The organism is Stenotrophomonas sp. YJH_SMC_53 (genome assembly GCF_059369995.1).
In genome coordinates, this window is sequence record NZ_JCAFTF010000007.1 from 115,307 (window position 1) to 129,185 (window position 13,879).

Consider the following 13,879-nt stretch of genomic DNA (forward strand, 5'->3'; position numbering starts at 1 on the left):
GGGAAGGGGCATTGCGGTATCGACCCGCCAAGCTCCCGCTGAAGTGCGACGGAAATCACATTAGCGTTTCGTTTAGTGATGTGAAGGAACTGTTTCATAGGACAAATGTGTCCGTATGGAACAAATGTGGACCCTGGACAGGGGATATAAATGTAACTATCGTAGTTACATGAAGACCGCGAACCCGCTCTCCGACGCCCTGCACGTGATGGCGCATCTGGTCGGCCAGGACGGCCCGCGCACCTCCGAGCAGCTGGCGTCCTGCCTGCCGACCCATCCGGTGGTGATCCGCCGCCTGCTGGCGCAGCTGCACAGGGCGGGCCTGGTTCGCAGCGCCCGTGGCCATGGCGGTGGCAGCCACCTGGCCCGTGATGCTGCAACGATCACCCTGCATGACATCTATCTGGCCGTGGGCGCACCACCGCTGGTGCAGGTCGGTGCCCGCGATTCCGGCGGCGGCTGCCCGATCCAGCAGCTGGTCAACAGCGCTTTGCTGGAGGGTGCACGCGAAGCACAGCGCCTGCTCGAACAGCGCCTGCGGGCGACCACACTGGACAAGCTCGGCGCCGACTTCGCCCGCCACCTCGCCCATCATCGCTCCCTGGAAGGTCACCATGAATCCTGATGTGCTCATCGTCGGCGGCAGTTATGCCGGCATTGCCGCGGGCCTGATCCTGGCCCGTGCCCGCCGCCCGGTCACCGTCATCGACGCCGGTTTGCCGCGCAATCGTTTCGCCAGCCATTCGCACGGGGTGCTGGGGCTGGATGGCATCAGCGGTGCCGAGCTGCTGAAGGCCGCGCGCCAGCAACTGCTGGACTACCCCAGCGTGCGCTGGGTGCATGCCGAGGCCGTGCAGGCCACCGCCGGCGCAGAGGGTGTGGAAGTGCGAACCGCCGACGGGCAGGTGCTCGCCGCGCGCAAGCTGCTGCTGGCAAGCGGTATCGCCGACCAGCTGCCGGAGCTGCCCGGGCTGGCCGAGCGCTGGGGCAGCACCGTGCTCCACTGCCCCTATTGCCACGGTTACGAAGTGGGCGGTGGCGCCATCGGGCTGCTTGGTGGGCATCCGATGTCCGCCGGCAAGGCGCCGCTGTTTGCCGACTGGGGCAATGTCACCTTCTTCAGCCAGGGCCTGCCGATCACCGATGAGGAACGGGCTGCCATGCAGCAGCGTGGCGTGCGGATCGAGACGTCGCCGGTGCTGGGCGTGCAGGGCGACCAGCCGACCTGGCTGGAAGTGGAGCTGGCCGATGGCCGCCGCATCGCCCAGCGTGCGCTGTTCGTGCCGGCCACCCAGGCGATGGCCACGCCGCTGGTGCAGCAGCTCGGCTGCGTGCTGGCCGAGAGCCCGTTGGGCGTGCTGATCGAGGTCGATGCGATGAAGCAGACCTCGGTGCCGAACGTGTATGCCGCAGGCGATGCGACCACGGTCGGCAACATCACGTTGGCCGCTGCCGAGGGCGTGCGGGCAGGTATCGGCGTGCACCACGCGCTGGTGGCCGAGGACAGCATGCCGCGTTGAATGTCCCGGGGTCAGATCCCTTTCGCAGAAAGGGATCTGACCCCCGACGCAACGTGCTGCTCTGGTAGAGGCCGGCCTTGGCCGGCACCGCTCCATTACCCCTTCACGCACAACACCTGGCGCAGCGTGTGCACCACGTCGACCAGGTCCAGCTGCGCGGCCATCACATCGTCGATCGACTTGTACGCGGCCGGTGACTCGTCCAGCACGCCGCTGTCCTTGCGGCATTCCACATGCGCGGTGGCCTCGCGGTGCTGGGCCAGCGTGATCTGCTGGCGCGCGGCGCCACGGCTCATCACCCGGCCGGCACCGTGGCTGCAGCTGTTGAAGCTGTCCGCGTTGCCCTTGCCACGCACGATGTAACTGCGCGTGCCCATGCTGCCGGGAATGATGCCCAGCTCACCCTTGCGGGCACTGACGGCCCCCTTGCGCGTCACCAGCAGCTCCTGTCCGTGGTGCGTTTCCTTCTGCACGTAGTTGTGGTGGCAGTTCACTGCCATCGCCGCCAGCTGGAACTTCGGCAGCCGGTGGCGCATCTCGGCCAGCACGCGCGACATCATCGCCTCGCGGTTCTGCCGGGCGTAGTCCTGTGCCCACGACACGGCTTCGACGTAGTCATCGAACAGCGGCTCGCCTTCCATGAAGAACGCCAGGTCCTTGTCCGGCAGGTGGAAGCCCAGCACGCGCCGGGCCAGTTCCTCGCGCGCCTTCTCGATGAAGTAGGTACCGATCAGGTTGCCGGTACCGCGCGACCCGCTGTGGAGCATCACCCACACCGTATCCGTCTCGTCCAGGCACAGTTCGATGAAGTGGTTGCCGCCACCCAGCGTACCGAGCTGGCGGTCGAGCTTGTCGGTGCCGATCCTGCGGTGCCTGTCCTTGATCTTCTCCAGGCCGGCGGCCAGCCCGGACTGCACCAGCCGGGTATGGATGCTGTCGGGCATGCGCTGATGCTCGCCGCCGCGCCCGTTGCCGACCGGGATGCTGCGCTCGATGCTGTTGCGCAGCTGCCGCAGGTCATCGGGCAGGTCGTTGGCGCGCAGCGTGGTGCGCACGGCCGCCATGCCGCAGCCGATGTCGACGCCGACCGCCGCCGGGATGATTGCACCGCGGGTCGGGATCACCGAGCCGACGGTCGCGCCCTTGCCCAGGTGCACGTCCGGCATCACCGCCACCCACGGCCCGACGAACGGGATCGCGGCGATGTTGCGCAGCTGCTCATGCGCCTGCGCCTCCAGTGGCACGCCGTTGACCCAGCCCTTGATCGGCGTGCTGCCCTCGGCATGCAGCCATTGATAATTGTGTTGAGTGTCCATGTCTTCGTGTATGTCCTTGATGGGCCGGCGGCGCGTCCCTGCGCCACCGCGACCCCCTACCTGATCGTCACCAGCTGCTTCAGCACGCCGTCCAGGCCGCCGAACACGGTGAGCTTGTCGATCTTCTCGGTGACCTTCTCCAGCGCCTCCAGCTCCTTCAGGCGCATCAACACCGGGTTGTCCTCGATCAGCTTTGCGGTGTTGAGCTGCGAACGGGTGGCATTGGCCTCCTCGCGGCGGCGGATCACGCTGGCCTGGGCCTGCTTCTCGGCCAGCACCACGCCGTTGAGAATCTCCTTCATCTCGCCCGGCAGGATCACGTCCTTGATGCCCACGCCAAGCAGACGTACACCGTGGCCCTCGATCGCGGCCTGCACATGGGCGGCGATCTCACCGTCCAGTGCCGCCTTGTCACCCAGCAGCTCGTCCAGGCTGCGCGCGGCAATCGCCTGGCGCAGGCCGAACTGCAGCTGACGATAGATGAACTCATCAGCATTGCTGAGCGAGCGGTGTGCGCGCACCGGGTCGACCACCTGCACGGTCGCGGCCAGGTTCACCCGCAGGGTCACCTTGTCGCGGCTGAGCAGCTCCTGGCCGGATACGTCCAGCGAACGCGCACGCAGCTCCACACGCTCCACCGACACGTTGCCGTTGAAGTTCCAGAACGCGTGCAGGCCGGCGTCCAGGGTCTGCCGCAGCGTGCCATCGATGAACAGCAGGCCCACCGACTCGCTCGGCACGGTGCTGATCACCGCCACACGCGGCAGCACGCCCAGCTGGCCCAGCCGCTGCTGCACGTCCGCCGGGACGCGCGGCTCGTCACCCAGTGCCATCACGCGCACCTGGGTGTCGACAGAACCGCGCCAGTACAGGCGGCGGCTGCCCGGCGGAAGCACTTCATCGATGCGGCCGTTGCGCAGCACCAGGCCGACCTCGCTGGCGCCGACGTTGGCCAGCACGAAGTGCGTGTCCAACCGCGCGCCCAGTGCCTCGATCAGGCTGTCCTGGTCGCTGCCGGTGTAGGCCGTGCCCTTCGATGCAGTGTGGATGTCCACGTGCGGGCGGCCGCCGAACGGCGACAGGCGGTGCACGCCGGGCAGCAGGATCTGCTGGAAACGACGGTTGCGATACACCAGGCCGCGCTCGCCGTCGCCGATCACGACCTTGATGGTCCAGAACATGGGAGTCTCTCCTTGTATGGCTCTGGTGGTTCGACCCGTTGCAGATGAATCGCCATGACCCGGGTCGATCAGGTCGTGGCGAGGCCGCCTGCACACCACGTGCAGGCAGCGGAAGAGGGCGGCCATCGGCGGACGGTCCGCGCGCGGAGCCTTCGGTGCACCGGCAGTGCTGCCATCGTCGTTCCCGGCAGGCAGCACCGGGGCGGAACGTGGCTGGCAGTGACGGCGGGCCGAGGCCCGGCGTGCGGTCCGTTGCCTTCCACGCCCCGCCCGAGGGCAGTGACCGTGGACGGCGACGATGGCCGCTGGGGCTTGCGCCCCGGGTGTTGCTTCAAGTCATGACGTGACAGGTCATGTGGTTGGAGTGGGAGTCGAACCCACGACAGACGGAATCAGGATCCGTTGCTCTACCCGACTGAGCTATCCAGTGGTGAACCGCGCGGAATCGAACCGCGTGCCGGCGAACCGGCGCCTGCCTCCAGCAGGCGATCCAGGCGATGGCATGTCCGCGACCTCCGGCATACGCCACGGCAACGCCGCGCGCACCAGCCCGTGGTTGAAACGGGACCGTTGGTAGTCGAGGGTGCAGGCCACCGACATTATCGGCGAGCGATAATGTTTGGTTGCGATGCAGATAATGTCCAGGCGTTGCCATGCACGCGGAGAAAATCCTCCGGCACGGCAGAAAAACCTGGATCAGTGAGCGGCGGGTCGCCGCGCGGGGTGCAGTTCTGGCATCGCGGGTCCTTGTGCCGACGCAAACGAAAACGCCCCCGGGACTTGCGTTCCGAGGGCGTCGTCAGGCCTCGGAGATCGGGGTGGCCGATCTCCGCAGGGCGGGCATCAGGCCGTTGTCAGCTGGTCTTCCTTGCCGAACGCACACGCCGGCCGGTCCATGCGCAGGCATGGCAGCAGTTTGGCGATGGCGACGGAATGCGCGTTCAAGGGAAGTTTCCAGTGGGTGTTGAAACGAGGTGCGCACGATAAACCACGATTTAGTCGCGCGCAACCATTTTGTTGAATTATTTTCTTCGATGTACCTGTCAGGCCGGCCAGCGGCCGGCACTGCCGGGTCTCATGATTCCGCGCTGGCGGCATCCAGCTGCGCGACATCCTGCACGCTCAGCGATACGTTCGCTGCGGCCAGCAGGTCGTGCAGCTGTTCGACGCTGGTGGCGCTGACGATCGGCGCGGTGATCGACGGCCGCGCGATCTGCCAGGCCAGTGCGATCTGCGCGGCGCTGGCGCTGTGCTTGCTGGCTACGTCATCCAGCGCCTGCAGGATGCGCAGGCCGCGCGGGTTCAGATAGCGCTTCACTACCGTCTCGCCACGTGCCGGACTCTTGGCCGCATCGGCCGGCGTGCGGTACTTGCCGCTGAGGAAGCCACTGGCCAGCGCGTAGTAGCCGATCACGCCGATCTGCTCGCGCTGCACCAGCGGTTCCAGTTCCTTTTCGTAGCCGGCGCGGTCGTACAGGTTGTACTCCGGCTGCAGGGTTTCGTAACGCGGCAACTTGTAGTCGGTGGACACCTTCAGCGCATCGGCCAAGCGCGTGGCGCTGTAGTTGGAAGCACCGATCGCACGCACCTTGCCGGCCTCGATCAGGCGGCCGAACGCGGCCAGCGTGGCTTCCAGCGGCGTCGACTCGTCATCCTCGTGGGCCTGGTACAGATCGATCACGTCGGTCTGCAGCCGGCGCAGCGAATCCTCGACCGCCGCATTGATGTTGTCCGGGGTCAGGCCGGGGCGTTCGGCCCACTTCGCCACCTTGGTCGCCAGCACCACCTTGTCGCGCTTGCCGCTGCGGGCGAACCACTTGCCGATCAGCGTTTCCGATTCCCCGCCCGAATTGCCCGGCACCCAGGCCGAGTAAACGTCGGCGGTGTCGACCAGGTTGAAGCCGGCATCGACGAAGGCATCGAGCAGGGCGAAGCTGGCCTTCTCATCGGCGCTCCAGCCGAACACGTTGCCACCGAAGGCGAGCGGACGTACATGCAGGCCGGAACGGCCCAGTTCGCGGGTTGCCGTCATGGGCACGGACTCCTTGGGGGAAGTGTTCCAGAATAGAACGCGATGTGTGACCGTGCTGCGGCGACGACCACAAAACAGTGTTCCGCGACGCGCACGCCGCTAACGTTTTGTGAACACCTGGGACGCTGCGACTGCTAGTCTCGCCGCATCTTCCGCTGGAGTCGTCCCGATGATGCCTGCTTCGTCCCTGCGTGGTTGCCGCCTGCTGCTTGCTTCGGCCCTGCTTGCTGCTGTTCCCGCGTTCGCCGCACCGGCCACGGTGGCACCGGCGAAGATCGAGGTCTTGCCGGCCATCGACGCGGCGGTAAAGGCGCCCACCCGCGATGCCAACAACGTCAAGCGCGATGGCTTCCGCCATCCGGCGCAGACGCTGTCATTCTTCAAGGTGGCACCGGAAAAGACCGTCATCGAGATCACCCCCGGCAACGGCTGGTACTCGGAGATCCTGGCGCCGCTGCTGCATGACAAGGGCCATTACGTCGCTGCGGTGGTCGATCCGATGGCGGTGCCCGAGGGTCGCGGCCGTGACTACCAGCAGCGCAGCCGCGACAGCCTGGAAAAGAAGTACGCCGGTGCACCCGCGCAGTTCGGCAGGACCGCCGTGGTCGCCTACGATCCGGCCAAGCCGGTGTTCGGCCCGGCCAATTCAGCCGACGTGGTGCTGACCTTCCGCAACGTGCACAACTGGCGCAAGGCCGGCCAGGCGCAGGGCATGTTCCAGGGCTTCTTCAACGTGCTCAAGCCGGGTGGCGTGCTGGGTGTGGTCGAGCATCGCGCCAAGGCCGACGTGGCCGACGACGATGACACCGGCTATGTCGGCCAGCAGCAGGTGATCGCAATGGCCGAGGCCGCCGGCTTCAAGCTGGACGCGCGCAGCGAGGTCAACGCCAACCCGCGCGACACCAAGGATCACCCCAATGGCGTGTGGACGCTGCCGCCGACCAGCCAGCACGACAAGGCCGATGATGCGAAGTACCAGGCGATCGGTGAAAGCGACCGCATGACCCTGCGCTTCATCAAGCCGTAAGGGGGGCATGCGCTGACCCTGTAGAGCCGAGCCCACGCTCGGCTCATCGCGCGCAGCGCGACAGGGAACAACAGGAGCCGAGCATGGGCTCGGCTCTACAGGGACGTGGCGCGTGGCGAGGCGTGGGACAATGCCTTACCCGCCGCCCGCCGCCCGCCGCCCGCCGTGCCTGCAATGCTGATCGCCTTCAACAAGCCCTTCAACGTGCTCTGCCAGTTCACCGACCGCAGCGTGCCGCCGCGGCCGACCCTGGCCGGGTTCGGCCTGCCGCCGCGCGTGTATGCCGCCGGCCGCCTGGATCATGACAGCGAGGGCCTGCTGCTGCTGACCGACAACGGCACGCTGGCGCACAAGCTCACCGACCCCAGGCACAAGGCCGACAAGACCTACTGGGTGCAGGTGGAAGGCACGCCCGGTGACGAGCAGCTGCAACAGCTGCGCGATGGCGTTGTGCTCAACGATGGGCCGACCCTGCCGGCGAAGATCGAGCGCCTCGACCCAGCGCCGACGCTGTGGACGCGCGATCCGCCGGTACGTTTCCGCAAGACCGTGCCGGACAGCTGGCTGGCGATCACGATCCGCGAGGGCCGCAACCGCCAGGTGCGGCGGATGACTGCAGCGGTGAACCTGCCGACGCTGCGGCTGGTGCGGGTATCGATGGGGCCGTACCGGCTGGACGACCTGCAGCCGGGGCAGTGGCGGCAGATCGGTTGAAACAGAAAGGGCCGGAGGCCTTGCGGCGTCCGACCCTCATGCGGTGCCTCAGGGTCAGATCCCTTCCCGTGGAAGGGAGCCGACCCTGGCACATTCACGCGTCGCTGCCGATATCGCTGTGCTCGTCCACGACGGTGTCGTTGCGGCGGTCACGCGCGCTGATGCGCTGCGCCTGCCCATTCACCACGTGGCCATTGGCGGCCTTCTTCTTCTGCTGCTTGCGGTACAGCGCATAGCCGAGCAGGCCGACACCCACCGCAGCAGCGGCCACGGCCACTGCGGGATTGCGGCGCACGAACTTGGTCGCGGCCTTGCCGCCAGTCTTTACTGCGCCGATGGCGGCGCCGGTCTTGATCCAGTCCGCATTGCGCAGGCTGCCACCGGCGCTCTTCAGGCCATCGCCGGCGGTGTGGGCCAGCTCCAGGGCGCGCTCCAGAGCGCGGTCGGTGATTACGGTCAGCTTGCTCATGCGGGGGTCCTTTGCCTCGGGTCGAAGTCCAGTGTCGCGCGTTGCCCGTAAACGGTATGTCAGCCGGGGACGCACGTGGTGTGACTCTACCGCAGCCATTCAGGATCAGGCAGGGTGGGGGCGGATCCCTTTCTTTTGGGAAAGGGCTCTGACCCCGGCGCGGTGTATGGGGGCAGAGCCCACTGCGATGCAATGGGATCCGACCCCGCCCTCAGGTTCCGCGCGGCTTTGCCCGGTGCGTGGCCGTGGCTGTCCACGGATCATCCGGCCATGGATGGCGCGGGTAACGGCCTTTCATTTCCTTTTTCACTTCGGCGTAAGTGTTTTCCCAGAAGTTGCGCAGGTCCTGGGTGACCTGCAGCGGGCGGCCGCCGGGGGAGAGCAGGTGCAGGGTCAGCGGCACGCGGCCATCGGCGATGCGCGGCGTGTCGGCCAGGCCGAACAGTTCCTGCAGTTTCACCGCCAGCACCGGCGGCAGCGGATCACCACTCTCGCTGTCCAACGCGTAGGTGATCGGCCGCTCCAGCCCGGACGGCACGGTGATGCGGGTCGGCGCATTGCGCTCGACCAGCTGCCGTTGTGACCATTCCAGCGGCGACTTCAGTGCCTCGCCGAAACTGGCCTCATCCAGCGCGTCCAGGCGGCTCTTGCCGGCGAACGCGGGTTGCAGCCACTGCGTGAGATTGGCCAGCAGGGCCGCGTCGCTGCAGTCGGGCAGGTCCAGCTCCGGCATCCAGCGCCGCAGTGACTCGACGCGCGCCTGCCACTGGCGCAGGCCCTCGGTCCACGGCAGCGCCTGCAGACCGAGTTCAGCCACCGCGGCGGTCAGTGCCTGCGCGGCGTGCTGCGGATCGACCCGGCCGGCCGAGCGGCTGTCCAGCACGATGCGGTCGAAACGGGTCTCGCGCAGTGCCACCAGGGCGCGTCGCTCGCTGTCCCAGCGCACTACGTCTTCGGTGACGAAGCGATCCGGCCACGCCTTGCGCAGCCGATCCTCGTCCACCGGTGCGGCACGCAGCAGCAGTGCATCGCGCGCCTCGAAGCGCAGTTCGCTGGCCACCAGCCACGGCTCACCGCGCAGGTCGCTCAGCTCGTGCAGGCGCGCGCTGCGGCCATTGGCCAGCAGGTAGCGCAGAGGATCGCTGGGATGCTGGAAGCCAATTCGATCGGGGAAGGCATGAGCGAGCAGGTCGCCCAGCTCATGGGCCTCGATGCTGGCCGGCGGCGTGGCTTCGCAGCGCAGGCGGCGACGCCAGTGCTTGGCGGCGGCATCGATCGCGGCCAGCCCGCTGCGGTTGGCATCGCCCGGTGTGCGGCCATTGCGGAACGCGGCCAGTGCGCGCCAGCGGGCCGCCAGGGCGTCGCCGCCGTGGCGCAACGGGTCGCGCGCCTCCAGCAGCGCGGCCAGGTCGGCAGCCAGCGCCTGGGCGCGGGCATCGGGCGCTGCCAGCAGCATCGCCGCCATCCGTGGATGCGTGCCCAGCGCCAGCACACGCCGGCCCAGTTCGGTGATCGCGCCACTGCTGGACAGGGCGCCGAGCCGCTGCAGCAGTTCGCGCGCCGCGCCCATCGGACCCGCCGGGGGCGGATCGAGGAAGCGCAGATCGCTGCTGCCCCAGGCCGCCAGTTCCAGTGCCAGTCCGGCCAGTTCCACCTGGTCGATTTCGGCGCGGCGCTGCGGTTCCAGCCGCTGCGACTGTGGCCACAGCCGCCAGGCCACGCCCTCGGCGACGCGGCCGGCGCGGCCCGCGCGCTGGTCGGCCGATGCCTGCGCGATGGCCACCACGTCCAGCCGGGTGAACCCACTGTTGGGGTCGTAGCGCGGTTCGCGTGCCTGGCCGCTGTCGATCACCACGCGCACGCCGGGCAACGTCACCGACGACTCGGCGACGTTGGTCGCCAGCACCACGCGCCGGCGGCCATCGCTGGCCACCTGAAGTACGCGCGCCTGTTGTTCCACGGGCAGTTCACCGTGCAGCGCCAGGACCTCGACATCGCCATTGAGCGATTCCTGCAGGCCCGCCTGCACCCGCGCGATCTCGCGCTGGCCGGGCAGGAACACCAGCAGGTCACCGGGGTGCTCGGCCAGGGCCTGCTGCACCGCGCGGCGCACTTGCAGTTCCAGCGCCTCATCGCGGCGCGCCGGGAAATGGCTGATCGCCACCGGGTAGCTGCGGCCCTCGCTGCTCAGCCGCGGCGCATCGAGAAAGCGTGCCAGCCGCTCGCCGTCCAGCGTGGCCGACATCACCACCAGGCGCAGGTCATCGCGCAGCTGCGCCTGCACATCCAGCGCCAGCGCCAGGCCGAGGTCGCCGCTGAGATGGCGCTCGTGGAATTCGTCGAACAGGATCGCACCGACCTCTTCCAGCATCGGGTCGTCCTGCAGCATGCGGGTCAGGATGCCTTCGGTGACGACCTCGATGCGCGTGCGCGCCGAAACCTTGTTTTCGAAGCGGATGCGGTAGCCGACCGTGCCACCGACCTCCTCGCCCAGCTGCCGCGCCATGAACAGCGCGGCGCTGCGGGCGGCGACCCGCCGTGGTTCCAGCAGGATGATCTTGCGGCCCTGCAGCCACGGTGCGTCGAGCAGTGCCAGTGGCACCTGGGTGGTCTTGCCGGCACCGGGCGGGGCCTCCAGCACCAGTCGCTGCTGCGCGGCCAGGTGTTGCTGGATCTGCGGCAGCAGCGGGGAAATCGGGAAGAGCGAGGCGTTCATGTGCAAAGGATAAGGGGGCACGGCGGGCGCAGGTACAATGCGCGGGCACTTTTCCCCCGCGATGACCATGCACCTGATCGATATCGGCGCCAACCTGACCCACGACTCCTTCGACCGCGACCGCGATGCCGTGCTGGACCGCGCGCGCCAGGCCGGCGTGGTGCAGATGGTCATCACCGGCGCCAGCCGCGAGCACTCGCCGTTGGCGTTGCAGCTGGCCCAGCAGCACCCCGGCTTCCTGTATGCCACCGCCGGCGTGCACCCGCACCACGCGGTGGAATACACCGAGGAATGCGATGCCGAGATGCGCGCGCTGCACGCGCATCCGGAAGTGGTGGCGGTGGGGGAGTGCGGGCTGGACTACTTCCGTGACTTCTCGCCGCGCCCGGCGCAGCACCGTGCGTTCGAGCGCCAGCTGCAGCTGGCCGCGGACAACGGCAAGCCGCTGTTCCTGCACCAGCGCGACGCGCACGCCGATTTCATGGCACAGATGAAGAACTTCGAAGGCCGCATCGGCCCGGCGGTGGTGCATTGCTTCACCGGCGAACGCGATGAGCTGTTCGATTACCTGGACCAGGACTGGTACATCGGCATCACCGGTTGGCTGTGCGACGAACGCCGTGGCGCGCACCTGCGCGAACTGGTGAAGAACATCCCGGCCAACCGCCTGATGATCGAGACCGACGCGCCGTACCTGCTGCCGCGCACGCTGAAGCCGATGCCGAAGGACCGGCGCAACGAGCCGATGTTCCTGTCGCACATCGTGGAAGAGCTGGCACGTGACCGTGGCGAGGACGTTGCGGTGACCGCGGCCAATGCCACGGCCGCCGCCCGCGCGTTCTTCCGCCTGCCCGACGCGGGTTGATCCGTAGAGCCGAGCCCATGCTCGGCTCATCGCGCGCAGCGCGACGGACACGGAGAGCAGCCGAGCATGGGCTCGGCTCTACAAAGCGCTGTCCGGTAGCGCCGTGCCATGCCCGGCGAGCGAAGCGGCAAGGTCCGTCAGCCCTTCCCGATACGTCGGAAACCGTGGCGCCCACCCCAGCGCTTCACGCGTGCCACGGCTGTCGATGCGCTTGTTGCTCTCGTAGAAGCGCCGCAGCGTCGGGCTCAGTGCCGGGTCATCCCAGGCCACGGCGGGCGGCAGCGCAAACCCGCCCAGCTTCGCGGCGAAGGCCAGCACATCCTGCGGCGGTGCAGGCTCGTCGTCGCTGGGCAGGTAGAGACCCTGCCGGGCCGGTCGCCGCATTGCGGCGATGATGACGGTTGCCAGGTCATCCACGTGCAGTCGGTTGAACACCTGGCCCGGGCGAACCACGTGGCGCGCACGCCCCTGCGCCAACTGCACCAGCGCATTGCGACCCGGCCCGTACAGGCCGGGCAGGCGGAACACCGCCGAGGCGATGCTGCGTTGTCCGGCCAGTGCACGCCACTGTGCTTCCGCGAGCAGGCGCTGCACACCAGCCGCTTCAGTGGCGTCGGCCGCGCTGCGCTCGTCGATCCAACCGCCGGCGCGGTCGGCATACACCGAGGTCGACGACAGATAGCCGACCCAGCGCAATGCCGGGCTGGCCTGCAGCGCGGGCAGCAGCAGGCGCAGTGCCGGGTCGCCCTCCGCGTCGGGCGGCACGCTGCACAGCACGGCATCGGCCTGCGCGATCTCATCAAGCAGGGCAGGCGACGGTGGCGTGTCGGCGTGCAGCTGATGCCGTGGCAGGCCATCGTCCGGCGCGAACGAGGGATCGCGCACCGTGCCGGCCACGCCTACGCCGTGCGCCTGCAGCTGCGCGGCCAGCACGCGTCCGCTCCAGCCCAGCCCGAGAATCAGTATCCGCGCGGGCAATGGGCTGGCCTGCAAGGCGGGACTCACGCGACCCGCAGTGCCTGGTAGGCCTGCAGGCTGCTGTAGGCAACCTGCAGCAGCAGGGCTTCCTGATCAGCCCTGCGCGCACGCACCAGCATGTCGCCAACAATCTGTTCGGCCTCCACCTGCTGGCCGGCCTCCAGATCACGCAGCATCGAGGCCTTCAACGCCGAGCCGGCCTGGGTCAGCGTGCCGCGCGCAGTGTCCTGCGCTGCCTCCGGAACCGGTTCACCGGCGGCTTCGGCGACGGCCAGGCACTCGTCGTAAAGGCCACGTACGATCGCCTCGCCATCATCGGTGGCGACGATGGTGCCGATATCCGCACGCAGCAGGCAGGTGGCTGCGGCCAGCGCGGTCAGGAAGGTGTACTTGATCCACTGTTCCTGGCCGATGCGCTCGCTGGCCAGGTGATCAAGGTTGGCCTTCGCGCAGACCGCAGCGAAGGCGCGCACGCGCGCGGAGATCGCGCCGCCGTCGCGCTCGCCGAAGGTGAGCTTGGCCGGCTTGCCCAGATGCAGCACCGCGCCATCGGGCGCCTTGGTGGCGCTGATGAAGCACAGGCCGCCGAGCACGGCGTCGCCGCCAAAGCGCAGATCCAGTGCGTTGTAGTGGTGCAGGCCGTTGAGGATCGGCAGCACGGTGGTGTTCGCGCCGACTGCCGGGGCGATGGCATCGATCGAACTGTCCAGGTCGTAGGCCTTGCAGCTGAGGATGACCAGGTCGAAGGGCTTCTGCGCGGCCAGTGCGGGCAGTGCATCAGCAGTGACGTGCTGAACCGGGAAACGCGCATCACCCAGTGGGCTGCGGATGACCAGGCCATCATGGTCCAGCTGCGCGGCGCGCGCGGGGCGCACGAGGAAGGTCACGTCCACGCCGGCCTGGGCCAGGCGGCCACCGAAGTAACCGCCGGTACCGCCGGCGCCGAGGATCAGGATGCGCATTGCACGTTCACCGTTTTCTGGGGGGAATCAGAACTGCGATTGTGCCGGAGATTGCAGGCAAAAAAGAGCCGAGCATAGGCTCGGCTCTACAGACTGCTG

Annotated in this window: 12 protein-coding genes and 1 tRNA gene; 5 read left to right on the forward strand and 8 right to left on the reverse strand. The window is 68.1% G+C overall.

Translation table 11 applies throughout. From position 1 onward, the window contains the following. Positions 1-169 precede the first annotated feature (169 nt). Both AC5P7X_RS12865 and AC5P7X_RS12870 read left to right on the forward strand, forming a co-directional pair. Positions 170-625: an Rrf2 family transcriptional regulator gene (locus AC5P7X_RS12865; RefSeq protein WP_065177851.1), complete on the forward strand. Its 456-nt coding sequence runs from the start codon at positions 170-172 to the stop codon at positions 623-625. Beyond that, positions 615-1,520, forward strand: a complete 906-nt coding sequence (locus tag AC5P7X_RS12870) for an NAD(P)/FAD-dependent oxidoreductase (RefSeq protein ID WP_164263191.1) — start codon at positions 615-617, stop codon at positions 1,518-1,520. The genes AC5P7X_RS12865 and AC5P7X_RS12870 overlap by 11 nt, the downstream gene beginning before the upstream one ends. A gap of 95 nt (positions 1,521-1,615) precedes the next feature. Here AC5P7X_RS12870 and AC5P7X_RS12875 read toward each other — a convergent pair whose 3' ends face one another. The 4 genes from AC5P7X_RS12875 to AC5P7X_RS12890 all read right to left on the reverse strand — a co-directional run bounded on the left by AC5P7X_RS12875 (position 1,616) and on the right by AC5P7X_RS12890 (position 6,049). Further along, a complete protein-coding gene (locus tag AC5P7X_RS12875; protein ID WP_495214943.1) occupies positions 1,616-2,836 on the reverse strand; it encodes an RtcB family protein in 1,221 nt (406 codons plus the stop codon). A gap of 56 nt (positions 2,837-2,892) precedes the next feature. Continuing rightward, positions 2,893-4,017: a slipin family protein gene (locus AC5P7X_RS12880; protein ID WP_346607852.1), complete on the reverse strand. Its 1,125-nt coding sequence runs from the start codon at positions 4,015-4,017 to the stop codon at positions 2,893-2,895. Positions 4,018-4,373: 356 nt separating this feature from the next. Continuing rightward, a tRNA-Gln gene (locus tag AC5P7X_RS12885) sits at positions 4,374-4,444 on the reverse strand. 648 nt (positions 4,445-5,092) lie between these two features. Further along, positions 5,093-6,049, reverse strand: a complete 957-nt coding sequence (locus AC5P7X_RS12890) for an aldo/keto reductase (RefSeq protein WP_053496774.1) — start codon at positions 6,047-6,049, stop codon at positions 5,093-5,095. 169 nt (positions 6,050-6,218) lie between these two features. Between AC5P7X_RS12890 and AC5P7X_RS12895 the strand changes: the two genes are divergently transcribed. Together AC5P7X_RS12895 and AC5P7X_RS12900 are read left to right on the forward strand one after the other, a co-directional pair. Then, on the forward strand, positions 6,219-7,076 hold the full coding sequence (locus AC5P7X_RS12895; RefSeq protein ID WP_188248123.1) for a class I SAM-dependent methyltransferase: 858 nt from the start codon (positions 6,219-6,221) through the stop codon (positions 7,074-7,076). Between the two features lie 174 nt (positions 7,077-7,250). Further along, positions 7,251-7,790: a pseudouridine synthase gene (locus AC5P7X_RS12900; protein WP_053496776.1), complete on the forward strand. Its 540-nt coding sequence runs from the start codon at positions 7,251-7,253 to the stop codon at positions 7,788-7,790. A 94-nt stretch (positions 7,791-7,884) separates the two neighbouring features. Here AC5P7X_RS12900 and AC5P7X_RS12905 read toward each other — a convergent pair whose 3' ends face one another. After that, the gene (locus tag AC5P7X_RS12905; protein ID WP_005420251.1) at positions 7,885-8,259 is read right to left on the reverse strand and encodes a hypothetical protein; all 375 of its coding nucleotides are present in this window, start codon (positions 8,257-8,259) and stop codon (positions 7,885-7,887) included. Positions 8,260-8,470: 211 nt separating this feature from the next. Next, positions 8,471-10,975, reverse strand: a complete 2,505-nt coding sequence (hrpB, locus tag AC5P7X_RS12910) for an ATP-dependent helicase HrpB (RefSeq protein ID WP_053496777.1) — start codon at positions 10,973-10,975, stop codon at positions 8,471-8,473. 67 nt (positions 10,976-11,042) lie between these two features. Here hrpB and AC5P7X_RS12915 point away from each other — a divergent pair, with 67 nt between their 5' ends. After that, on the forward strand, positions 11,043-11,840 hold the full coding sequence (locus tag AC5P7X_RS12915) for a TatD family hydrolase (protein WP_005420232.1): 798 nt from the start codon (positions 11,043-11,045) through the stop codon (positions 11,838-11,840). A gap of 78 nt (positions 11,841-11,918) precedes the next feature. Here AC5P7X_RS12915 and AC5P7X_RS12920 read toward each other — a convergent pair whose 3' ends face one another. Both AC5P7X_RS12920 and panE read right to left on the reverse strand, forming a co-directional pair. Further along, positions 11,919-12,845, reverse strand: coding sequence for an NAD-dependent epimerase/dehydratase family protein (locus AC5P7X_RS12920; protein ID WP_206620047.1), 927 nt, complete (start codon positions 12,843-12,845; stop codon positions 11,919-11,921). Further along, complete coding sequence (gene panE, locus AC5P7X_RS12925; RefSeq protein ID WP_329841983.1) at positions 12,842-13,780, reverse strand: 2-dehydropantoate 2-reductase; 939 nt, start codon at positions 13,778-13,780, stop codon at positions 12,842-12,844. The genes AC5P7X_RS12920 and panE overlap by 4 nt, the downstream gene beginning before the upstream one ends. Between the last annotated feature and the right edge of the window lie 99 nt (positions 13,781-13,879).